Below are 21,895 nucleotides of genomic sequence, written 5' to 3' on the forward strand. Positions count from 1 at the left end.
TCTTGATTCAGCATGTGGAAAACAATCCCTGTTAAACCTTGGAATACCTTATACAACGCTCAAAGTCAGACTTATATTATAAAAATAATCGATGGGAGCATAGAAAACTCTATTCAAGAAAGGGCTTCCATGCTATACTCTTTACAGAAATCGATTACTATAGAATCAATACCATTGGAATGAGCTGGAGCAGAAAACACGCAATCTCTATTTGCAACTCAAAAAGGAGGGTTTTCAATGTCTAAAAAGGTAAAGGTAATCTCTTTGATGCTGGCGTTTATGATGATGTTCACCGCTTGCTCCTCATCCGGCGGGTCAACCGATGGGGAGGTCTCGCCGGGGGAAGCGGAAGGCAGCAAAGAGAAGGTGACGCTCAAGATTGGGCTCCCTGGCAGCTATGAGGTGACGAGTAAAGAAATTATCGACGGTTTTATTGCGTCCCACCCCCACATCAACGTTGAAATCCAAGAAGCGCCTTGGGGGGACTTTACGTCCAAGATCGCCACGCAGATTGCAGGCAACACGATGCCGGACGTCTGGTTCCAAGAGAACGCCACCATACTTAGCTACGGGGAACGAGGCGTGGCAGAGGACTTGTCCTCCTACATTGAAGCCGACCTGAAAGCGGACGAATACATCGACGGCCTGTTCTCCGCCAAAACGCCTGAAGGCAAGATCTGGGGCGTGCCTCACGGCATTAACCCGATTGCGCTCGCGTATAACCAGGATGTCTTCGAGAAGGCGGGCGTACCTGTACCAACCGACGACTGGACCTATGACGACCTGATTGAGGCCTCCAAGAAGCTGACGGTCAAGGATGGAGACAACACGAGCCAATTCGGATTCATCGGTTCCTTTTCCATCACCAACGGCTGGTTTCCTTGGATCAAGCAGGCAGGCGGCTCGGCCTTGGACGACACCCTGACGAAATCGCGGTTTGACGATCCCAAAACCGCGGCCGGATTACAGCAGCTGTATGACGGTTTGGATCAAGGCTATTTTGCCGATATCGATTACCTGAAAGCGAACGGCGGCGAGCTCGAAGTATTCGCGAGCGGCAAGGCCGCGATGTATTTCCTTCAATACAGCCTGCAGGTGAATATGAACGAGAGCTTTGCCGACACGAACTGGGATGTCGTCAAAATTCCGAAAGGGGTTGACGGCAAGCGCTATGTTCCGATGGTAGCCAACACGTGGCTGGTCTCCTCCAGAGCCAAGCAGGAATCGAAGGATGCCGCCTGGGAGTTCCTGAAATATTATCTCGGCGATGAAGTGCAGGATATCGTCGTCAAGACGGGATCCACGCTGCCCGTTAAAAAGTCGGCGCTGGATCAATTGAAGGACAGCACAACCAAACCGCTGAACAAAGCGGCTTTCACGGACGGCATTAACGAAGGCGGCGTTACCCTGGATGAGAATGCTACCTGGAGCGAATGGCGCATTCTGGTGCAGCAGGTGGTCAATGAAATCATGGTGGGCAACGTTTCGGTGGAAGACGGCGTGAAGGATATTCATGCCAAGGTTCAGGATGTGCTGGACTCCGGTAAATAACTTTCATGGGATCAGGGCGATGTAGTCTTGGCGACGTGTCGGATCGCATCCCTTGCTTCGTTAACGAAAGGCAGGTGTGTCATGCAGAAACAAGGATACTGGGGTTATATCTTCACATTGCCGTTTGTCATCAATGTCGTGGTTTTTCTCTTATTTCCGATCCTCTTCTCCACGTATATTTCCTTCACGGAGTGGGATTTGTTTAACCCCCCGCGGTGGATCGGACTGGACAACTGGGTGCGCGTCCTGAACAAGCACGAGTTCTGGGTGTCCATTCGGAACGTGTTTGTGTTTGCGCTCATCTTCGTGCCGATTCAGACGATAATGGCGTTCGTGATCGCATTCATGCTGAATCAGGCCATCCGGGCCAAGGGCTTGTTCCGGCTGTTCTATTTCCTGCCCGTCGTGACTCCGTGGATCGCCGGCGGCGTGGTCTGGGTGTGGATGTTCAACTATCAATACGGCGTGATTAACTGGGTGTTGGAGTCTGTCGGCCTTGCCCCCGTCAAATGGATTGACAGCAGCCATTGGCTGATGGTCATCTCCAGCATCGCGATCGTTCAGGTATGGAAGGGCGTGGGCCAATCCATGATCATGATTCTGGCCGGCATGCAGAACGTTCCGAAAGAGGTGCTGGAAGCCTCGCAGATCGATGGCGCCAATGGCTGGAAGCAGCTGACGAAGGTGGTATTCCCGATGGTAACGCCGATGGTGTATCTCGTCATGATTTTGTCTACCATCTCGGCATTCCAGGCATTCGACGTGTTCCTCGGTCTGTTCGGCTCCATCACCACGGGCATACCGGAGAGAAATATGGTGCCGAATCTGCTGGTGTACCGGGACGCGTTCCTGCTCTTCAAAATGGGACCGGCATCGGCAACGGCCTGGCTGCTGTTTGTCATCATCCTGAGCTTCACGTTGTTTCAGAAGTATTTCGAGAAAAAGTGGGTGCACTATGACTAAGACGACTCACCCCTTGCTTAAGGTGCTGATGTACCTGCTGCTGATCGCCGGTGCGGTTTTCATGGTGTTCCCGTTCATATGGATGCTGTCCACGTCGCTGAAGACGGTTGGCGCCATCTCGCAGATGCCGCCGCAGCTCATCCCGAATCCGCTGAATTGGGATAACTATGTGACGATATGGAATAAAGTCGACTTCGGTCGATATACCTTGAACAGCTTTTTCATCGTTTCGATCGAGATGGTGGGATCCTTGGTCTCCAGCGCTTTCGTGGCCTTCGGGCTGGCGATGTTTACCTTTCGGCTGCGGGGACTCATCTATATGATCATGCTGGCTACCCTAATGATTCCGTCGCAAGTGACCATGATCCCGACCTATTTCATCTGGAAGGAATTCGGGGCGTTGAATTCGTATTACCCTTTGATCGTGCCCAGCTTCCTGGGCGGGGCGTTCGGTATTTTCTTAATGCATCAGTTCATTAAATCCTTGCCCAAAGAGCTGTATGAATCGGCTACGATCGACGGCTGCAGCCCGCCGGGCATATTCTTCAAAATTTATTTGCCGCTGTGCAAGCCGGCGCTGGCCGCGCTGGGCGTATTCACCTTCATGGGCGCGTGGAACAACACGCTGGGCCCGCTGATTTACCTGCAAGACAAGGAATTGTACACATTGCCGCTCGGCTTGCTCTACCTGAAATCGGAGAACGTCAATCAAGCGCTGCTGATGGCGGGGGCCGTTATTACGACGCTGCCGGTCGTCATCGTCTATCTGTTCGCGCAGAAGCAATTTGTTCAAGGCATCGCTTCGACAGGGATGAAAGGCTGAAGGAGGAACTTACGACATGAAGAAGTACGTGCTGGTCGGCGCTGGATCGAGAGCGCTGTATATGTTTGCTAAGCCGATGGTTACCGACTGGAGAGGCTTCCTTGCTTTTGAAGGCGTGTATGATGCCAATCCGGTGCGGGCGCGCTTTCTGAGCGAGGAGTGCGGGGGGATCCCCGTCTACGATGATTTTGACGGAATGATCGCCGCCGCGAAGCCGGATGTCGTGATCGTGGCGAGTACGGATTACACGCATCATACCTATATCGTGCAAGCCTTGAGGGCAGGCTGCGACGTCATTAGCGAGAAGCCGATGACGATTGACGAAGACAAGTGCCGGGAGATTCTGCAGGCGGAGTCGGAGAGCGGCAAGAAGGTGACGGTCACGTTCAACCTTCGGTTTGCGCCTTATTTTGCGACCGTGAAGGAACTGCTGCTGCAAGGAGCCATCGGAGATGTTTACCATATTGATCTGGAGTGGTTTCTGGACCGCCGGCATGGCGCGGACTATTTCCGCAGATGGCACGCCGAGATGAAGAACAGCGGCGGGCTGCTGGTTCACAAGTCCACGCATCACTTCGACATCGTGAACTGGTGGATGAACAGCCGTCCCGCGGAAGTTCATGCGTTTGGGACGAGACGGGTGTACGGGGACGACCGGCAGGACCATGGAGAACGATGCCTGACTTGCCACCGGAAAGACGAGTGCGAGTTCTATATGGATATCGAAAAGGATCCGTTTCTTGAAAAATACTATCGCCAGGCGGAAGAAGCCGACGGCTATTTGCGGGACCGCTGCCTGTTTGACGGCCGGATCGACATTTATGACACGATGTCGGTCAATGTCCGGTACGACAATGATGCGATGCTGACCTATTCCCTCGTCGCCTATAGCCCGTATGAGGGCTGGCGCGCCGCGATCAACGGCAGCAAAGGCCGGATTGAGGTCTCGAATGTATACAGCAACGCGGATATGAAGCAAGGGGAAGCGAGCCGGATTCATATTTTCAGAGCCGATGGCACGGAAGAGCTGGTCGAGGTCAATACATCGGCCGCCGGTCACGGCGGCGGGGATGCGAAGCTGCGCAAGGCGCTGTTCGAAGGCGGGATCGAAGATCCGCTAGGTCAACAAGCCGACAGCTCGGTAGGAGCCGAATCCCTTCTGATCGGCGCCACGGCCAATCGCTCCATTGCCGAAGGCCGGGCGATGAAGCTTCCGGACGTTTCGCCTACGCTCGTCAACAGGAGTTCATCGAGATGAACAGCGTTCAGGAACTGGAGCAGTATGTTTGCACGCTATACGACACGCGGGATCAGTTGAAAGCGCATGTGTTCGAGCGTTCCGATGCCGCATTTGCCGCCGGGGATGCTATCCGCGATTCCATCGTCACGGCCGAGGCGGCAAGAGAGCGGCAGGAGGCCATAAGGGCGGCCTTCCTGAGGTCCATCGGCGGTCTTCCCGATGCATTCGCGAACCCGGGACGGGAGGAAGGGGCGGCATTCGGAGAGGAAACATCGCCTGACAGGTCTCCGCTTAAGGAACGTTCGCGCTGGTCCACGGGGAACGCCGGCAACATGTCAAATGGTAGAACCGATACCCTTCTTAACGGACGCACAACGGGAAGTATTCGCGGAACCGGCTTTAATATAGAGAAGGTGATGTTCGAGTCCCTTCCGGGGTATGCCGTCACGTCGAATCTGTATCTGCCCGATCACCGGGAAGAACGCTCCGCGGCCGTCCTGTTTCTGAGCGGGCACGAGCTGGGGGCGAAGCATGATGCCAATTATCAGCGCGTCATCCAGCACTTCGTCCGGGCGGGCATCATCGTGCTGGCCATCGATCCGATCGGGCAGGGCGAGCGCCTTAGCCTTCATGATTTCGAGCATCGGGAAGGGAGCGTCCTATGGGGAACGAAGGAGCATCAGCAGTACGGCGTTCAGTGCCATATGCTCGGCGACAGCGTAGCCCGATATTTCGTTCACGATGCCATGCGTGCCATAGACTACTTGTGCGAACGGCCCGAGGTCGATCCGTCGCGGATCGGCGTAACGGGAAATTCCGGCGGCGGAACGCAGACGGCCATGATGATGGTCTGCGATGAACGCATAGCGGCGGCGGCTCCCGCCACCTTCATCATGAACCGGCAGCTGTACATGCATGCCGGCGGCGTGCATGATGCCGAGCAGGTATGGCCGGGCCTGTCCGGGCTGGGTTACGACCATGAGGATCTGCTCATCGCTTTTGCGCCGAAGCCGCTGATCGTGTTGGCGGCGGAATACGATTTCTTCCCTATTGAAGGCACGCGGCGCACCGTTGATCGCTGCAGGCGCTTCTGGGATCTGCTCGGTCACCCGGGCGACCTGCAGCTTGTGACCGACGCTTCGACGCACCGCTATACGGATCGGCTGGCCGCGGCGGCGGCGGCATTTTTCGTCCGGCATCTCGAGGTGAAGGCTGTTCCCAACGATGCCATGAAGATCGAGGCGCTGCCTCCGGAACAACTGTGGTGCAGTCCCAGCGGTCAGGTGTACCGGGATAAGGCGGACGGAAGGACGATCCGGGACTTCAATGCCGATCGCTGCGACCAGCTGGCAGCAGCCCGTTCGCTGCTGCCGACGCAGCAAAGACAGGATCAAGCAAGGCAGTGGCTGCAGGAGAAGATTTACGCCTCCCGGAAGCCTTGCGAATTGAACCCGCGCATCATTGGGCTGGGCGCAGTGGAGGGCCTTGAGGTCGATTATCGCTTGTGGTGGTCGCAGGAGGGCATCATGAACAGCGGTTATGTATTCCGACTGGCCGAGGATACAGCCGAACGAAGGCGGCCGCTGACCGTTGCCGTTTGGCGGGGAGGGACCCGCCAGCTGAAAGCGCATTGGGCCTGGATTCAGGAAACCTGCCGATCCGGCCGCGCCGTGCTGGTGCTGAACACGTCCGGGGCCGGTCCTCATGAGCCCTATCCGATCTATGGTAAGCCCGCGCGTTCTTATTTTGGGGTGCTGCATAAGCTTGCCGATGATTTGATCTGGCTCGGGGACAGTTTGGCTGCGCTGCGCACGTACGATGTCATCCGGTGCATGGAGGTTATCTCACACTTTGATGAGTGGCAGGCGGGAGCGATCCCGTTCTATACGGTGGGTCGGGAAGGGTTGTATGTGCAGCTTGCCGCGGAGGTTGACCATAGAATCGGCACGATTACGGCCATTCATCCTGTGAGCAGCGCAGCCGATCTGGTCAGGGCTCGGCAGCTTGAGGAGGAGGAAGCGATGAGCGTCGTGTTTCCCGGCATTTTCAAGATGCTTGATCCCTCCGAGCTGAACGAACCACGGGTAGAATATCGCGGGCAACTAGAGGGAAAGGATGTGGAAGGACATGAGTAAACCAAAACCACTAACGGTCACGCTGGTCGGAGCTGGCCTTCGCGGCATGATTTACAGCGGATATGCGCTCCAGCGACCGGAGGAGATGCAGATTGTTGCCGTTGCCGATCCGGATGAGGTGCGGCGCAGCCGCTGCCAAGCGAAGTTCGGGATAGCGGATGAGCAATGCTTTGCAAGCTGGGATGAGCTGTTTGCCGGACCCCGTCAATCGGATGCGGTCTTCATCTGCACGAGGGACCGGGACCACTATGAGCCGACCATGAAGGCGTTGGCAGCCGGGTATCATGTGCTGCTGGAAAAGCCGATGTCCCCGGAGTGGCAGGAATGCATCGATATGGGCCGGCAGGCGGAAGCCTTCGACCGTACGTTAACGATTTGCCATGTTCTCCGGTATGCGCCTTTTTTCCAAGAGCTTAAACGGCTGCTCGATGAAGGACGAATCGGCCGCCTGATGTCGATCCAGCACAACGAGAACGTCGGCTATTGGCACCAGGCCCACTCGTATGTGCGGGGATATTTCAATAACAGCGAGTCATCCAGCCCGATGATTTTGGCCAAATCCTGCCATGACTTGGACATCATGCAATGGCTGGCGGGAGGCCGATGTCTAAGCGTGGCCTCCTATGGCCACCTGTCGCATTTCCGTCCGGAGTCGGCTCCGCCCGGCGCGCCGAAGCGCTGCCTGGATGGATGCCCGGTATCGCATGAATGCCAGTACTATGCGCCGAATACGTATTTGATCGAGAATGCAGGCTGGAAAGGCGAGGCTGCGAGCAACGACCCGAGTTACGAAGCGCGTTACCAAGCGATGCTGGAGGGTCCTTTTGGCCGGTGCGTGTACCATTGTGATAACGACGTCGTGGATCATCAGGTCGTCAGCATGGAGTTCGAGCATGACATTACGGCGGTGTTCACGATGAGCGCGTTCACGGAGAAATGCAACCGTACCATCAAGCTAATGGGCACCGAAGGCGAAATACGGGCCACGATGGAGACTAATGAGATCGAGATCCGCCGTTTCGGCAGCGGCAAGCAGGAAGTGATCCAGCTCGTCGATCCGGAAGGCCATGTAGGCCATGGCGGCGGGGATATGCGTTTGATCGCCGATTTTGTGAAGTCGGTTCAATCCAAGGGACAGCATAACAGCACAACCTCTGCCCAAGCATCGATCCAGAGTCATCTGATGGCGTTTGCCGCCGAGCGTTCCCGCGTAGAAAAACGCATGGTGAGGCTGGAGGAATTTATGAATAGCGGCGTTCTGGCCTAATGGCTTACATTTCTACAATGTTGTACAACAAGGAGGAATTATCATTATGCAGTTGAACATCTTGGAACATGCGGATCAGGCAGGCTTGGAGGCGGCCCGCGCTTGCGAGGCGATTCTTCGCGATACAATGGCGGATAAAGGAAAAGCGCGAATCGTCCTGTCGACGGGCGCGTCGCAGTTTGAGTTTTTGTCGCATTTCGTGAAGCTGAATCTGGAATGGGAACGAATCGAAATGTTCCATTTGGACGAATACATTGCGCTGCCGGAATCCCATCCGGCGAGCTTTCGCAAGTACTTGAAGGAGCGCTTCCTGAAATATGTGAGCGTCGGTCAAGCTTGGCTCATCAACGGGGAGGGCGATCCCGAGGAAACGGTGAAGCGGCTGAACGAGGAAATCGTCAAAGCGCCCGTGGATTTGGCCCTGATCGGGATCGGGGAGAATGCGCATATTGCCTTTAATGATCCGCCGGCCGATTTTGATAACGATTCGCCTTATACGATCGTGAATCTCAGCAATACCTGCAAGAGCCAGCAGGTAAGGGAAGGCTGGTTTGCATCGAATGAGGAAGTGCCCAAACAGGCGATTACGATGACGGTCAAGCAGATTTTGAAGAGCCGCCATATCGTATCGGTCGTGCCTCATCAGGCGAAAGCGGCAGCCATTCAAAATACGATTCAAGGCGGGGTCGATAACCGGGTGCCGGCTACCATCCTGAAGACGCATTCCAGCTGGATGCTGTATCTGGATAAAGCATCGGCAGCGCCGATATATCAATGGGCTTAGGCAGGGGGCACCTATGATGTGGCGTGGAAAGCTCCCGCACACCGGCGAGCCGGTTGAGGTAGAGTCGTCAGACGGACGGATCGCGGCTATACGACGGTTAGGTCAGGGGGATAAGACGGCGTTGCTGCCCTGGATCAGCAGCGGCTGGATCGATGTGCAGGTCAACGGCTTCGGCGGATACGATTTGAATGGAACCGTGACGTCGCAAAGCGACATTGAAGGTGTGACGCGGGCGCTGCATCGGTGCGGGGTCGCCGCCTACTTGCCAACGGTCATCACGGGCAGCTACGACCGGATGCGTCAAGCATTTCAGGCATTATCCAAGTATGCCGGGTCCAAGCAGTTCGGGAGCGCCTCGATAGTCGGCATTCATATGGAAGGCCCCTATCTATCCGATGAAGACGGCAGTCGCGGGGCGCATCCGAGGGAGTATATCCGGAATCCGGATTGGGATGAGTTTCAACGGCTTCAGGATGCGGCTGACGGGCTTATCCGGATGGTGACACTCGCGCCGGAGCGCGAAGGCTCGGTTCCATTTATAGAGAAGGTAGTCAAGGCAGGTGTTATCGTCGCGATCGGGCATACGATGGCAACCGGCGAGCAGATCGATCGGGCAGTGCAGGCAGGGGCGACGGTTTCGACGCATCTGGGGAACGGCTCGCAGCCCGTTTTGCCGCGCCACCCCAACTATATCTGGCACCAGCTGGCGGACGACCGCTTATGGGCCACCTTTATACCGGACGGCCACCATCTGGCGCCCCCTGTGCTGAAAGCGATGCTGCGGGCAAAACGGAACAAAGCGGTGCTTGTCAGCGATGCCGTCATGTTCGGCGGCATGGCTCCCGGAAGGTACGGCAGCCTCATCGGAGGCGAAGTCGAGCTGACGGCGGACGGGCGCCTGCATACGGTAGCGAATCCGGCAATACTGGCCGGATCCGCTTCTTCGCTGGAGGTTGGCATTGCGAATGCGATTCGCTATACGGATATGACGTTGGCGGAAGCAGTAAGCGCGGTCACGGTCCGCCCGGCTATGGTGCTGGATATGCCGCAGTTGGGCGAGCTTGCGCTCGGGAGCCCGGCGAACCTGACGCTGTTCGACTGCGATACGGACGGATCGGGCATGGTGGTCCGGGAGACTGTTGTAGCGGGCGAGAGGGTGTACGGTCCTGTTTGATGAACCAACACAAAAAAACCATCCCTGTCGAGCGTTCATTGCGCCAGCTCGCACGGGGATGGTTTTTCTTTTGATGTTATTTTTCGATATGCTCCACGAACCAGCGCACGATGTGGCTGAGGCGCCGGACCCGCAGGTGCGGGTTGCCGCTGCGGGACAGGTTATGGTCCGCGCCGGGGAAGCGAATCAGCTGGGTTTCACGGCCCAGTCGCTTCAAGGCGATAAACAGCTGTTCTCCCTGCTCGATCGGGCAGCGGAGGTCCTGTTCGCTGTGAAGGATAAGTAGCGGCGTGCTGACATTCTTCACGTAAGCGAGCGGGGAGTGCTTCCACAGCTTGTCGAGATCGTCCCAAGGATTGCCCCAGATTTGATCCTGGGTAAAGGTATAGCCGATATCGCTGACGCCGTAGAAGGAAATCCAGTTCGATATCGAGCGCTGGGTTACCGCAGCTTGGAATCGGTCGGTATGACCGACGATCCAGTTGGTCATGAAGCCGCCGTAACTGCCGCCGGTCACGCCTAGACGGGAAGCGTCGATATAAGTGTAGGTATTCACAACATAATCCACGGCTTCCATCAGATCCTGGTAATCCCGCCCGCCGTAATCGCCTCTGACGGTATTGACGTGGACTTGACCGTATCCATGGCCGCCACGCGGGTTGGTATAGAAAACGGCATAGCCGGCTGCCGCCAGCAGCTGGAACTCATGCATGAACGTGTGTCCGTACATGGCTTGCGGACCGCCATGAATCTCCAGTACGGCCGGGACCTTGGAGCCTTCCGCGAAGCCGGCAGGCTTCATGATCCAGCCTTGGATCGGCCAGCCGTCCGACGTACGGAACGTAAAGGACTCCGGCGTGCTTAACGTAAGCTCGTTCCACAGCTCCTCATTGCAGTTCGTCAGACGGCGTTCCTCGTTGCTGCCTGTAGTGAAGCTGAACAGATCGCCTGGCTGCAGCGGGTCGGCAGCGGCAAATACCACGTTCTCTTCCGGTGTCAGTGCGAATTGGTACACCTCGCGTTCACCTGCCACCACCAGCTCGAAGGTGGAGCCGTCCAAGGCAAAACGTCCAATATGGACGCCCCCATCCTGGCTGAGCTGCACGTAAACCGATCGGCCGTCCTTGCTGAACAGGAGAGGCGTTCCCGCCCCAGCTCTCATGTCGCTGACAGCGGCGTGCCCGAGCTGAACGTCCATGTCCGTGAAGAGGACGCGGGCTTCTCCGCCCGAGAGCGGAACCAGGTGGATTTTGGTCAGCGTGGCAAACCCGCAGCTGAGATCGCTGGCAAGCATGAGTACATGCTGCCCGTCCGGGGTGAACGCAATGGAACCGATCGAGAGGGTTCCGTCCGTGATTTCGGTTACCGATCCGCTGGACAGGTCCATGACAAACACATCGTTCGTCAAGCGAAGATCCGGGTCCGGGAAATGCTCCGTGGCTAGGGTGCTGCTGTATGCGATGCTGCCGCCGTCGGGTGACCAGGCAAAGGCATATACGTCAAAATCGCCTTCGGTGATTGGTTTGCATTCTTCCGTAGCCGGATTCACGATAAATAGATGATGTCGGCGGTCATTCCATAATCCGGGGCCATCGGCTTTATATTTAATGCGGTTAATGATTTTTTCTTCCGGCAGCTTGTGCTTGTCGTCTTTGTCTTTCTCTTCGCTTTCGGTAGATTCAGCCGCTTCGGCTTCGCTCCGAACCAGCAGACGCGAGCTGTCCGGCGACCATTTAAATGCGCTGACGCCGTGCTTCAGGTCGGTAGCGGGGCGGGCTTCCCCTCCGTTGGCAGGCATGATCCATACCTGTGGCTTATCGCCCTTTTTGCGCAAGAAGGCAAGCTCAGACCCGTCGGGGGACCAAGCGGGTACTGCATCGGCTTCGCCGGAAGTGAAGGGAATATCCTGATCACCCCCTGCGGGAAGCAGGCGGATATGGGAACGGTAACCGTCGTGCTTTTCGCTGACGGACTTATGTACATAGGCTATGGCCCCGCTTGCGGGGGATACGACAGGGTCATTCACCCAGTGCATCCGGTACAAATCCTCGGGCGTTATAAGTCGCTTATCAGTCATGAATCATCCTCCTAATCTTCTTGTGTGAGTTAAACCCCATTATCCCAGATAATGGCATGGAAATCTAGATAAAATAGAGGAGAAGGATGTGAACGTTTCGATCCAAATGCTAGTAAAACAGAGGAGGATTTACAATAATTCTAGGCTGTAATCGAGGATTTGGAGACAGAGAAGAGCTTGTTATTCTTCAACTGGTCAATTTATGACATGAACCGTACCCGAGAATCTCGATAGGTGTCCCCTTCTCTTTTTGTTATAATTGAGATAGACTCTCAATTAGGAGTATGCAAATAAGACCAACTATATAGAGCTCGGGAGGAAATCAAATATGAACGTAAGTGAAGCTATCCGCACGCGCCGCAGCCTTGGCAAGGTCAAGCCTGACGCCGTACCGCAGGAGTTGATCGAACAGATCGTCGAAGCAGGAACCTGGGCGCCGAACCACAAGCTGACGGAGCCGTGGAAATTCTTTGTCATGCAAGGGGAAGGCCGCGACGTGCTTGGCAATGCCCTGGGTGATATTCAGGTGGCCGGCGGCGACGATACGAGCGAAGAGGCCGTGAACGCAGCGCGCGAATCGGGACGTACGAAGGCGTACCGCGCTCCGGTCGTCATCGGTGTGGCGGTTGAGCCGTCGACGGATCCGAAGGTGATTGAGCTGGAAGAGTACGGAGCGGTATTCGCCGGCATCCAGAACATGCTGCTGCAAATTCATGAGCTGGGTCTTGGCGCCGTGTGGAGAACCGGCGAGCCGTGTTTCCATGCGCTGATGAACCAAGCGTTCGGATTGAAGCCTGACGATAAAATGCTGGGTTTCCTGTACATCGGGTATCCGGACATGGAGCCGAAGCAGGGGAAACGTCAACCGGCCGCGAACAAGACGGTATGGCTGAATAGTGCTGCAGACCTGTAGTTGATCTATCCCCGGCCGCAAAAATCCGGTATAATGGACCCTAAGTTTATCGAAGGGTGCTGGGCATCCGGGGGATTGACACTAGGGGAGTGTACATGGATGAAATTTCGGTTTAAACAGTGGGATCTGGGGAGCAAATTTATTTTTATCGCAACCTGTTTGGCGATAGCCTCTTTCTTTTTTAAATGGCTGGATATCGGCGTGGCTGCGGAGAACGGCTTTATGCAGGGCGGCGTGTTGTTCATCGTATGTTTCATCTATCCGTTTTTGAAAGTGGTTCGCGAGAAGAAGATGAACAAGCTGATTGCCTACGCCTTTGCGCTGGTCGCTATTTTCCTGACCATGATGTATGTGTCGTCCAAGACCATTGATTTTTTTGGAGAGACGATCAGAGGAGCGGCCGCTGGGCCGTATCTGTTTCTGGCGGCATGCGGGCTGCTGACCTTCGGTATTTTTAGACGCAAGGTTTAAAACGGTAGGTTACATGCAAATGCCGTAACGATTAATAAAGGGCCGAGCCTATAGCAGCATGCTGCCCATAGGACGGCCCTTTTTGGCGATGAATGATGGGATTAGTTATGGTGGAGAAGCGCGAATCCGCTGATCGAAACGGCGTAGACGATGATCAGCACGACGGCAAGCCTCTTGGCGCGGCTGTTCAGTTTGAAGGCGGCGGACAGTCCGTTATTCACGATATTTCCGACGAAGAGAACGAATGTAATGGCAAGCGCGGTTAAGGCAACGATAAGCATGAGTTTTTCCATGGGGTATTAATTCCTCCTGATTAAACGGCCGCAAAGCCTGTTTTTCCTGTATCTGTTCCCATTGTATCCGACGAAGTTTAAACCCCGTTTAAATGGAGTTAAAAAATGTCCGCAGCCCTCGCAAGGGCTGTAACGTTGAGCGGGATACTGGGATTTTGATATACTGGAGAAAGCGGCCAAATATCCGCTGCATTACATAAACAGGAGGGATTTCAGAATGGCCAATCAAACTTTTACCGATGGACCTACTTTGAATGACGGCGTAAAAATGCCGTGGTTGGGCCTTGGCGTATGGAAGACCAAAGAAGGCGAAGAGGTTATTCAGTCCGTAAAATCAGCAATCGCTGCAGGGTACCGCAGCATCGATACCGCTGCCATCTACGGCAATGAAGAGGGCGTAGGGCAAGCCATTCGCGAATCCGGCGTTTCGCGGGACGAGCTGTTCATCACCACCAAGGTATGGAACGATGACCAGGGTTATGAGAAGACGCTGCAAGCTTTTGAGACGAGCCGCAAGAAGCTGGGGCTGGATATCGTTGATTTATATCTCGTGCACTGGCCGGGTAAAGATAAATACCTCGAGACGTGGAAGGCATTGATTCATTTGCAAAAAGAAGGCCTCGTTCGTTCCATCGGCGTCAGCAATTTCCAAATCCGCCACCTGCAGCATATCATTGAGGATACCGGCGTGGTACCTGTCGTCAACCAAGTGGAATTGCATCCGCTGCTTTCCCAGAAGGAATTGCTGGGCTATGCACGCGAGAATCATATCGTTCTGGAAGCGTGGAGCCCTTTGATGCAGGGCAACCTCGATCAACCGGCGCTGGCTCAGATCGCGGAGAAATACGGAAAAACCACGGCGCAAGTCATTCTGCGCTGGGACATTCAGAACGGCGTCATCGTCATTCCGAAATCGATTAAAGATCATCGGATCCGTGAAAACGCCGGCATCTTCGATTTCGAGCTTTCCGCAGAAGATATGGCGGCCATTGACGGCTTGAACCAAAACAAACGTTTCGGCTCCAACCCGGATGAGTTCCTGTTCTAAATTTCGTTTTCATATAAAAAAGCGAGCACCAACCCTGAGTGAGGGAAGTGCTCGCTTTTTTTGCGTATTCAAGGAAGTGGGCGATAGAATCCCCCGGAATTACCTGTTCCGGTCGTCCTCCGGAAACAACGGCTCGCCAATCGTGCCGAGCTTCCCTTGCACCAGGTCCTCGTGCAGCCTTCTTAACCAGTTCAGGTCCGTCTTGGCGTGCTCATACATCCCGATCATCAGGTGCTGCGTGCTGCGGGGGACGATATGCTGGTGCTCCACGTATAGTTGGTACGCCTGGTTCACCCGGTGTTCGGCTTCCCGGATACGGGTCTGCAGGATGGGGGCCAGAACGGCGGGGTCTGCGTGGCGAGAGAAGGGCAGCGCCATATACAGCGGGTGGTGCACGGGCTCGATGTCCCTGAATTTCTTGAGCAGCAGCTGTTCAAAAAGCTTGCGTCCGGATTCCGTGATCCTGTAGATGGTTTTATCCGGACGGCTGTCGCTTTGGATGGTTTCCACGGCCTCGATGTATCCTTCCTCGGCGAGCCGGTCTACCGCGTAATAGAGGGAGCCCATCTGGAGCTTGGTATATTGATCCATGCCCCGGTCCTTCATCTTGATCCGGATCTCGTACGGATGATGGTCTCCTTCCAGCAGCAAGCCCAGGATGGCCAGCTTCATGGACATGCCATCAGGCTCCCTTGGCTTTGGCGGGAACGGTCACCCGTTCGTTGCCCATCATAAGGACGAACACGAGAGCCAGCACCGCCGGCACAAGCGCCCACATGAACGTGTTCGCGATGGAATCGGCCAATGAAGCCGTGATCTGTTCGCGCACGTTCGGCGGGAGCTGCCCCATCACTTCAGGCGAAAGGACGGCATCCGCGTTTAACTCGGCACCGGCCGGCGCGTTTAACTCGGCACCGGCCGGCGCGTTTCCTCCGGCTTCCGCGAGCCGATTGTTCAGGCCGTTGCGCTGGATGATCCCGAAGATTGTAATCCCCACCGTCATGCCAAAGGAACGAAGGAAGGAGTTCGTCGATGTTGCCGCGCCGCGCTGTCTGGCATCAAAGTTATGGATGGAGGCCATGCTGAGCGTGGAGAACGAGAACCCGACGCCAAAGCCGGTCAGGACCATGAAGAGCGTTAACAGGTAGCGCGGCGTATCCGGGCTTATCGTGCTTAGGCAGAAAATGCCTGTGATAAAGCACAAGACGGACAGGATCATGATGTTTCTAAACGAAGTCCGGGTCGTCAGCATACCGCCGCCTTGGCTCCCGAATACGCTGCCGAGCATCATCGGCATCAGAATGAGGCCCGAATTGGTTGCCGATCCACCGTACACTCCGCTCACAAAGATCGGGATGTAGATGGTTGCCACGATAAACGTTGCTCCATAGAACAAGGCAACGATATTGCTTGAAGCAAACAGGCGTTTACGGAACATTTGGAACGAAATAATGGGTTCGGCTGCTCGGGTCTCTGCGAACAGAAACACGATAAACAAAGCAATGAATCCCCCGAACAAGCCCAGAATTTGCGGAGAATCCCATGCATAGGTTTGCCCGCCCAGCTCCAGACCGAACATCAGACAGATGATGGCGCCGACAAGCGTCGCTGCCCCGGTCCAATCGATCTTCTGTTTGGCATGGGAACGCGATTCCTTGTAAGACGTCATAATGAAGATAAAGGACACGATTCCGATCGGAACGTTGACATAGAATATCCATTCCCAGCCGATGCTGTCGGTGATAAAAGCACCCAGCAGAGGTCCCATGATGCTGGAGGTGCCGAATACGGCGCCGAGAAGACCCGTCATCTTGCCGCGCTTCTCCGGCGGGAACAGGTCAAACACGATGGTAAACGCAATCGGCATAAGAGCACCGCCGCCGATTCCTTGAATCGCCCGGTAAATAATAAGCTCTGTCATATTGTTCGCCATCCCGCAGAGGGCAGAACCAATCAGGAAGACAACCAGTCCGAATATAAAGAACCGCTTCCGTCCGTACATATCGGACAGCTTTCCGAATATCGGCGTGCCGGCCATAACGGCAACCATGTAGATCGAGGTTACCCAGACGACTTGGTCGAAGCCCTGAAGATCGCGGATAATCGTCGATAACGCGGTCGCTACAATCGTGTTATCGATGGCGGCCATGAAGATGCCGAGCAGCAGACCAGCGACGACCAATTTGATGTTGCTTTGTTGTGCATTCATGTTAAGGATACTCCTTTTCCTTATTCAACTATGTACATATTATTCAAATTTGAATAATTCGGTGGTTATATTGTAGCCGGATTAACAGAAGTTGGCAAGATGTTGAATGCACGGCCTGTCTCTACATTTTGCACAAGAAAAAACAAGGTCAACCCTGTATACGGGATGACCTTGAGATTATCGGGTGATAGCCGCCGGAATGTCGTTGCAATCAAGACCCTTGTCGGCAGATTCGTTTCGGGAAGCGGCCGCATGGTTCGGATGTTTTTTCAGCTCTGCATGTTTCGTGTGGTACGGCGCACAGGATAATAAAACGGCGATCAAGCGGATGCTTGTTTCCACAGGGGCCACGGGTAAGGTATGACAGAGATTCGGCTGGCGATGGCAGCGTCTAACAGTTCATCTGGGGCGATTTCGGATCCAGCTGCATGAATTCGATCCGGTTGCCGTCCGGGTCCCTGGCCCAGCACTGCCAGTTGAAGTCTTTTCCTTGAACCGGCTGGACGTCCAGCTTCACGCCCTGCTTGCGAAGGTGCTCCGCGATGCGCTCGATGTCTTCAACCTCAAGGCAGAGATGGGAGAATCCGACGGGCCGCTCTACACGGGCCGGTTTATTTTGTCCGCCGTAAAACAGCTCGATAAACTGTCCATCACGCACCTTAATGTACTCGATCCACGGTTCGCCCTGATCATTGGGAATATCAAAAGCACGGGTAAAACCAAGCACATCACAGTAAAAATGCAGGGATTTCTCCATATCGGCAACATCGAACGCCAGATGGGCAATTCCTTTAATCATGACGGCATTCCTCCTCGGTATGTATTCGAAGCATGAGATAAGATGATTTCCTAAGTTCATTGTAACTTATTTTGTATACGCTTCCATATATATTTGCGGCATCGGGGAAATAAAACCGGGATCCTGGCTGAGCCACTCAGGCATGCAGCGGAAGCCTGTCATGCGGATGCCAAAAAACCCGAGGCCTGCAATAACCAGGCCTCGGGTTTTGGGGGGAGGATCCTCGTGACATGGCGACACGAGGATCCATTTGGCATATCTTCTGCTCATCAACGATCATTTCAAATGCATCGGCCGTTATCAAACACAGAGATCTTATACATAGGTCAGGCTGTCCAGAATTTCTTTTACGCTCAATTCGGCGCAAGCCATGGAGGTATCGGCTACTCCATAATACATCCTCACGACATCGCCATCGACCAATGCGCCGCAGGAGAAGACAACGTCTCCGAAGAATCCGTTCTTCTCATAATCGGCCTCGGGCTCCATGATCGGTTGATTGGAGCGGGCGATGACTTTGGATGGATCGTTCAGATCCAGCAGCAGGGCACCCATGCAGTAGCGGTGATCCAACGTTGCGCCATGATACAGCTCCAGCCAGCCTTTATCCGTGCGGAATGGTACGGCCCCGCCGCCCATGCGGCCGCTGTCCCACATGCCATCGCGCAGGCCTGCGAGATGTTTATGGTTGCCCCAGTATACGAGATTATCGGATTCGGCGATCCACATTTCCGGGTTGCCCGTGCTCTTGGTCGTTGGACGGTGCAGCGCATAGTATTTGCCGCCTATTTTCTCAGGAAAGATCAGCACGTCCTTGTTGTCCGGTCCGAAAATCATCCCGTGATGCGTGAAGTTCACAAAATCTCGCGTCGAAACCATGGATTCGCCAACGCCTACCGAAGATACGGCGGAGAAGTAGATATAATACGTATCGCCGATCTGCGTAACGCGCGGGTCTTCGATTCCGAACGCTTCCAGCGACTGCGCGGGATATACCAGCGGCTTGTCGTCGATGGTAAAGCTATGACCGTCCGTGCTGCGTGCCACTCGAATATAGGATAAGGAAGTCAAATATTCGAAGGTAGCGCTGTGATTCACATTACGAATGACACGCGGGTCGGAGAAATCATAACGAGCATCGTCGGTACGGAATTCCAAAATGTCCAGCTTCTGTGTATCTGCATCGAATACAGGCGCTTTGACAATCATCGGATCGGCGCTGATCGGGCGCTCCGCGACCCGAAGCAGCAGCAGCACTTCGCCGTTATATTCGGCAACGCCTGCGTTGAAGGCGCCAATCACTTCGAAGCCGTCATGATACGGCTTCACGTCGGCCGGTGTAATCAGAGGGTTCTCCTCATATCTGTAAATATTCATGGTTGTTTACCCCTATCCAATGTTCTTATTTATTTGGAAACTGCTTCTTACTGTTCGAATTTGAGGAACGGATCCTGAATGGTTATACGATGCGCTTCCGCATCGCTGATGCCGGCATAGAGATCGGCGGTACCGTCAGCATGGCGAACGAGGCCTCCGCTAAACACGACGTCAGCGAGATCCGGACGCTTGGTTTCACCCGGCAGGAATTCGGCGCGTACGGCAATCAATTCCATATCGCTAAACTCGCCCGTCTGCGGATCTAGCGCAAACGCCATCGGATAATAGTGGCGATCCCCGGCTTCGTCGAAGCTGGCAACATGGCCAAGCACGCCGACAAGCCCATTGCTCAACAAGTGCAGCTCGTTGGCCCCGCCCCATTCCGAATCGATGAATTGGTCACCCAGAAGGGGGGCATCGTTAACGAGCTCTACCGTCACGTCTTCCAGCGAGCTCACCTTGGTAAACCCGATTTTACCTCGGCCGCCTTTTTCGCCTTGAGGACGAGTAAATACGCCGATTTCGCCGCCTGCCAGCTCCGTGAGACGCAAATCCTTCATCGCGTCGGGACCCGTGAAGAAAAGGGAGAGCTCGTTCAGCGTTTGGCCTTTCCGGAATACGGTTCTCCACATCAGCGCATTCTCCATCGTGGGGTGAGGGAAGATTTCAACGCCACCCAGAACCAGTTCGCCATGAATGAAGGTAAAGAACGGATCCTGAAGCGTAAAGACAGGGGCGCCTTCTTTCGGTACCCAGGTGCCGTCCTGCTCCACGAAGAAGCGGATTTCGGAATGCTCGCTGTCTCGCGACTCCACCCGGCCTGCAATGACGGTGACTCCGTCAATCCTGAAGGGAGCCGTGATATTATATACGTCTTTGTCGCCTACACCCGAAAACGAAAGCTTGACCGGGTTCTGGACCGTGGATTTTTTGCATTGATATTCTTGCAGCAGGGTTGCGCAAGTTTTTACAGAGGATTTGTTTAATGCCACCGTATGATGCCTCCTTATATAAACCATAAATAATTGCGTCTTAGGATACCCATACCGCAGCCGTGTGCGGTGGGACTTCGATTACCGATCCGCCGAGGGATACCATCTCGCCGCTTGCAGCAGCCAGCTCCAGCCTCTGGTCTGACCAATCGGACAGGTCCAGCCGAAGCGGCTGATAACCGAATTGAAGGACAATGACGGCTTCCTCGCAGCCGGATCGTTTGGTATAAGCGATTGCCGATCCCTCCAATTGCTCCAGCTTTACGTAATCGCCGGAAGAGAGGGCGGCATGCTGGACACGAAGCGAAAGCAGCTTTTTATAAAAAGAATACATGGAATCCGGCTGCTCCCGTTGCGCTTGCGCATGGATCTGTTCGTGCCCGGGCCCCATCCCGATCCAAGGTGTTTGATCCGAGAAGCCGCCGTAACGATCACCGTTCCATTGCATGGGGGATCGGGAGTAGTCGCGGCTCTTGGCCCGGGCCAAGTCCATAGCCTCCTCTTCCGTTCTTCCATTCTGAATTGCGGCTTCGTAGTGGCCGAGGCCCTGGATATCCCTCATGTCCTCGATCCGGTGCGCGATATGGTTCCTCATCCCGATCTCGTCGCCATAATAGATGAACGGAACGCCCTTCGCCGTTAACATGAGGGCTGCCATCAGTTTGGCTCGCTGCTCCTCGAACTGCGCATCGCCTTCGCCAAATCTCGAGATGTGGCGCTGCATATCATGGCTGCTGAAGAACAAGGTGGGGAGCTGATCGGATGCATGCTGGTCTTCCATGCGTTGAATCTCCCTATATAAATCCTCCGGGCGAAATTGCTCCTGACTTCCCAGGTTGAAATTGAAAACCACATCGAGAAGGCCGCTGCCGCTGTAGCGGAGCAGGATGTCCATATCCTCGGAACCGACTTCACCTACCATAAAAATGCCTTCGCGTTCATGCACATGACGGCAAATGTCGCCGATCGCCTCCACAATCCCGTCCTGGTTCTGATCGTACCGGTGGATCTGTTCGCCGTTATCATCTAACGGATTATCCTGAAAATCACCGGAGACCTTAAGGAAATTGATGACGTCCAGCCGGAAGCCGTCGATCCCTTTATCCAGCCAAAATCCCATAACATCCTTCATGGCTTGCCGGACTTCCGGGTTGGCCCAATTCAGATCCACCTGTTCCTTGGCAAAGGCATGGTAATAATACTGCCCCGTGCCTTCATCCCATTCCCAGGCGCTGCCTCCAAAGAAGGACTCCCAGTTATTCGGTGTCTCTTGATTAACGGGAGACTTCCAGATATACCAATCGCGCTTCGGAGAAAGGGTGGAGGATTTGGACTCCTGGAACCAGGCATGGGCTGATGAGGTATGGTTCAGCACGAGATCCACAATGACCCGGATACCCCGCCGATGGGCTTCATGAATGAAACCATCGAAATCTTCCATCGTTCCGTATTCCGGATCGACGGCATAATAATCCGAAATATCGTAGCCGTTATCGATCTTGGGCGATTGATAGAAGGGAGTCAGCCAAATTCCGCCGATTCCGAGTTCCTTCAGGTAATCCAGCTTGGAGGTGATCCCCTTAAAATCTCCGACGCCATCCCCATTGCCGTCACAGAAGCTTGGCATGTAAATTTCATAAAAGACGGTTTTTTGCCACCACTTTTTTTGGTTTCTGTCCATACGTTTCCACTCCCGGATGAAAGCTGTTTTCATCCCTTTATTTAAGAGAAGCCCGGATAGGCAGGTTGTAAAGTACAGACCCTCATATTCGAGCTTCC

At 54.7% G+C, this 21,895-nt stretch carries 19 protein-coding genes; 11 read left to right on the forward strand and 8 right to left on the reverse strand.

Annotation, left to right across the window (positions count from 1 at the left end; genetic code table 11):
- The first annotated feature begins 237 nt into the window (after nt 1–237).
- The 8 genes from GYMC10_RS02845 (at nt 238) to GYMC10_RS02880 (ending at nt 9,937) form a co-directional block, all read left to right on the forward strand.
- Entirely contained in the window at nt 238–1,551 is a 1,314-nt protein-coding gene (locus tag GYMC10_RS02845) for an ABC transporter substrate-binding protein (protein ID WP_012818759.1), read from the forward strand.
- Nucleotides 1,552–1,632: 81 nt separating this feature from the next.
- Nucleotides 1,633–2,514: a carbohydrate ABC transporter permease gene (locus GYMC10_RS02850; protein WP_012818760.1), complete on the forward strand. Its 882-nt coding sequence runs from the start codon at nt 1,633–1,635 to the stop codon at nt 2,512–2,514.
- Nucleotides 2,507–3,337 carry a carbohydrate ABC transporter permease gene (locus GYMC10_RS02855; protein WP_009591862.1) on the forward strand — a complete coding sequence of 277 codons (831 nt, stop codon included), beginning with the start codon at nt 2,507–2,509 and terminating at the stop codon, nt 3,335–3,337. The genes GYMC10_RS02850 and GYMC10_RS02855 overlap by 8 nt, the downstream gene beginning before the upstream one ends.
- 16 nt (nt 3,338–3,353) lie before the next feature.
- Nucleotides 3,354–4,595 (forward strand): Gfo/Idh/MocA family protein, encoded by a 1,242-nt coding sequence (locus tag GYMC10_RS02860; RefSeq protein ID WP_012818761.1) that lies wholly within the window; start codon nt 3,354–3,356, stop codon nt 4,593–4,595.
- A complete protein-coding gene (locus GYMC10_RS02865; protein ID WP_012818762.1) occupies nt 4,592–6,712 on the forward strand; it encodes an alpha/beta hydrolase family protein in 2,121 nt (706 codons plus the stop codon). The genes GYMC10_RS02860 and GYMC10_RS02865 overlap by 4 nt, the downstream gene beginning before the upstream one ends.
- Nucleotides 6,705–7,979 (forward strand): Gfo/Idh/MocA family protein, encoded by a 1,275-nt coding sequence (locus GYMC10_RS02870; protein ID WP_041621918.1) that lies wholly within the window; start codon nt 6,705–6,707, stop codon nt 7,977–7,979. The genes GYMC10_RS02865 and GYMC10_RS02870 overlap by 8 nt, the downstream gene beginning before the upstream one ends.
- 46 nt (nt 7,980–8,025) lie before the next feature.
- A complete protein-coding gene (locus GYMC10_RS02875) occupies nt 8,026–8,763 on the forward strand; it encodes a glucosamine-6-phosphate deaminase (protein ID WP_012818764.1) in 738 nt (245 codons plus the stop codon).
- Nucleotides 8,764–8,776: 13 nt separating this feature from the next.
- Nucleotides 8,777–9,937 carry an N-acetylglucosamine-6-phosphate deacetylase gene (locus GYMC10_RS02880; RefSeq protein ID WP_012818765.1) on the forward strand — a complete coding sequence of 387 codons (1,161 nt, stop codon included), beginning with the start codon at nt 8,777–8,779 and terminating at the stop codon, nt 9,935–9,937.
- A gap of 76 nt (nt 9,938–10,013) precedes the next feature.
- Here GYMC10_RS02880 and GYMC10_RS02885 read toward each other — a convergent pair whose 3' ends face one another.
- Nucleotides 10,014–12,014, reverse strand: coding sequence for a S9 family peptidase (locus tag GYMC10_RS02885; RefSeq protein ID WP_012818766.1), 2,001 nt, complete (start codon nt 12,012–12,014; stop codon nt 10,014–10,016).
- 328 nt (nt 12,015–12,342) lie between these two features.
- Here GYMC10_RS02885 and GYMC10_RS02890 point away from each other — a divergent pair, with 328 nt between their 5' ends.
- Both GYMC10_RS02890 and GYMC10_RS02895 read left to right on the forward strand, forming a co-directional pair.
- Nucleotides 12,343–12,927, forward strand: coding sequence for a nitroreductase (locus tag GYMC10_RS02890; RefSeq protein ID WP_012818767.1), 585 nt, complete (start codon nt 12,343–12,345; stop codon nt 12,925–12,927).
- 99 nt (nt 12,928–13,026) lie between these two features.
- On the forward strand, nt 13,027–13,398 hold the full coding sequence (locus GYMC10_RS02895; protein ID WP_012818768.1) for a hypothetical protein: 372 nt from the start codon (nt 13,027–13,029) through the stop codon (nt 13,396–13,398).
- A 101-nt stretch (nt 13,399–13,499) separates the two neighbouring features.
- Here GYMC10_RS02895 and GYMC10_RS02900 read toward each other — a convergent pair whose 3' ends face one another.
- A complete protein-coding gene (locus GYMC10_RS02900; protein WP_012818769.1) occupies nt 13,500–13,691 on the reverse strand; it encodes a hypothetical protein in 192 nt (63 codons plus the stop codon).
- Between the two features lie 217 nt (nt 13,692–13,908).
- Between GYMC10_RS02900 and GYMC10_RS02905 the strand changes: the two genes are divergently transcribed.
- A complete protein-coding gene (locus tag GYMC10_RS02905; RefSeq protein ID WP_009594154.1) occupies nt 13,909–14,739 on the forward strand; it encodes an aldo/keto reductase in 831 nt (276 codons plus the stop codon).
- Nucleotides 14,740–14,838: 99 nt separating this feature from the next.
- On the opposite strand, the gene GYMC10_RS02910 is transcribed toward GYMC10_RS02905, so the two are convergent.
- The 6 genes from GYMC10_RS02910 to GYMC10_RS02935 all read right to left on the reverse strand — a co-directional run bounded on the left by GYMC10_RS02910 (nt 14,839) and on the right by GYMC10_RS02935 (nt 21,797).
- Nucleotides 14,839–15,417, reverse strand: coding sequence for a PadR family transcriptional regulator (locus GYMC10_RS02910; protein ID WP_012818770.1), 579 nt, complete (start codon nt 15,415–15,417; stop codon nt 14,839–14,841).
- Nucleotides 15,418–15,421: 4 nt separating this feature from the next.
- On the reverse strand, nt 15,422–16,948 hold the full coding sequence (locus tag GYMC10_RS02915) for an MDR family MFS transporter (RefSeq protein WP_012818771.1): 1,527 nt from the start codon (nt 16,946–16,948) through the stop codon (nt 15,422–15,424).
- A 391-nt stretch (nt 16,949–17,339) separates the two neighbouring features.
- Nucleotides 17,340–17,747 (reverse strand): VOC family protein, encoded by a 408-nt coding sequence (locus GYMC10_RS02920; protein ID WP_012818772.1) that lies wholly within the window; start codon nt 17,745–17,747, stop codon nt 17,340–17,342.
- A 315-nt stretch (nt 17,748–18,062) separates the two neighbouring features.
- Nucleotides 18,063–19,124: a glycoside hydrolase family 130 protein gene (locus GYMC10_RS02925; protein WP_012818773.1), complete on the reverse strand. Its 1,062-nt coding sequence runs from the start codon at nt 19,122–19,124 to the stop codon at nt 18,063–18,065.
- Between the two features lie 47 nt (nt 19,125–19,171).
- A complete protein-coding gene (locus tag GYMC10_RS02930) occupies nt 19,172–20,143 on the reverse strand; it encodes an MTP-1 family protein (protein WP_049788663.1) in 972 nt (323 codons plus the stop codon).
- 13 nt (nt 20,144–20,156) lie between these two features.
- The gene (locus tag GYMC10_RS02935; protein WP_012818775.1) at nt 20,157–21,797 is read right to left on the reverse strand and encodes a glycoside hydrolase family 13 protein; all 1,641 of its coding nucleotides are present in this window, start codon (nt 21,795–21,797) and stop codon (nt 20,157–20,159) included.
- Nucleotides 21,798–21,895: the final 98 nt, after the last annotated feature.

The sequence above is a fragment of the Paenibacillus sp. Y412MC10 genome (assembly GCF_000024685.1).
GTDB lineage: Bacteria > Bacillota > Bacilli > Paenibacillales > Paenibacillaceae > Paenibacillus_AQ > Paenibacillus_AQ lautus_A.

Bases quoted from the DNA above. Each gene is read 5' to 3' on its own strand.
- GYMC10_RS02845 (WP_012818759.1), top strand. From the start codon at position 238: ATGTCTAAAAAGGTAAAGGTAATCTCTTTGATGCTGGCGTTTATGATG.
- GYMC10_RS02850 (WP_012818760.1), top strand. From the start codon at position 1,633: ATGCAGAAACAAGGATACTGGGGTTATATCTTCACATTGCCGTTTGTC.
- GYMC10_RS02855 (WP_009591862.1), top strand. From the start codon at position 2,507: ATGACTAAGACGACTCACCCCTTGCTTAAGGTGCTGATGTACCTGCTG.
- GYMC10_RS02860 (WP_012818761.1), top strand. From the start codon at position 3,354: ATGAAGAAGTACGTGCTGGTCGGCGCTGGATCGAGAGCGCTGTATATG.
- GYMC10_RS02865 (WP_012818762.1), top strand. From the start codon at position 4,592: ATGAACAGCGTTCAGGAACTGGAGCAGTATGTTTGCACGCTATACGAC.
- GYMC10_RS02870 (WP_041621918.1), top strand. From the start codon at position 6,705: ATGAGTAAACCAAAACCACTAACGGTCACGCTGGTCGGAGCTGGCCTT.
- GYMC10_RS02875 (WP_012818764.1), top strand. From the start codon at position 8,026: ATGCAGTTGAACATCTTGGAACATGCGGATCAGGCAGGCTTGGAGGCG.
- GYMC10_RS02880 (WP_012818765.1), top strand. From the start codon at position 8,777: ATGATGTGGCGTGGAAAGCTCCCGCACACCGGCGAGCCGGTTGAGGTA.
- GYMC10_RS02885 (WP_012818766.1), bottom strand. From the start codon at position 12,014: ATGACTGATAAGCGACTTATAACGCCCGAGGATTTGTACCGGATGCAC.
- GYMC10_RS02890 (WP_012818767.1), top strand. From the start codon at position 12,343: ATGAACGTAAGTGAAGCTATCCGCACGCGCCGCAGCCTTGGCAAGGTC.
- GYMC10_RS02895 (WP_012818768.1), top strand. From the start codon at position 13,027: ATGAAATTTCGGTTTAAACAGTGGGATCTGGGGAGCAAATTTATTTTT.
- GYMC10_RS02900 (WP_012818769.1), bottom strand. From the start codon at position 13,691: ATGGAAAAACTCATGCTTATCGTTGCCTTAACCGCGCTTGCCATTACA.
- GYMC10_RS02905 (WP_009594154.1), top strand. From the start codon at position 13,909: ATGGCCAATCAAACTTTTACCGATGGACCTACTTTGAATGACGGCGTA.
- GYMC10_RS02910 (WP_012818770.1), bottom strand. From the start codon at position 15,417: ATGTCCATGAAGCTGGCCATCCTGGGCTTGCTGCTGGAAGGAGACCAT.
- GYMC10_RS02915 (WP_012818771.1), bottom strand. From the start codon at position 16,948: ATGAATGCACAACAAAGCAACATCAAATTGGTCGTCGCTGGTCTGCTG.
- GYMC10_RS02920 (WP_012818772.1), bottom strand. From the start codon at position 17,747: ATGATTAAAGGAATTGCCCATCTGGCGTTCGATGTTGCCGATATGGAG.
- GYMC10_RS02925 (WP_012818773.1), bottom strand. From the start codon at position 19,124: ATGAATATTTACAGATATGAGGAGAACCCTCTGATTACACCGGCCGAC.
- GYMC10_RS02930 (WP_049788663.1), bottom strand. From the start codon at position 20,143: ATGGTTTATATAAGGAGGCATCATACGGTGGCATTAAACAAATCCTCT.
- GYMC10_RS02935 (WP_012818775.1), bottom strand. From the start codon at position 21,797: ATGGACAGAAACCAAAAAAAGTGGTGGCAAAAAACCGTCTTTTATGAA.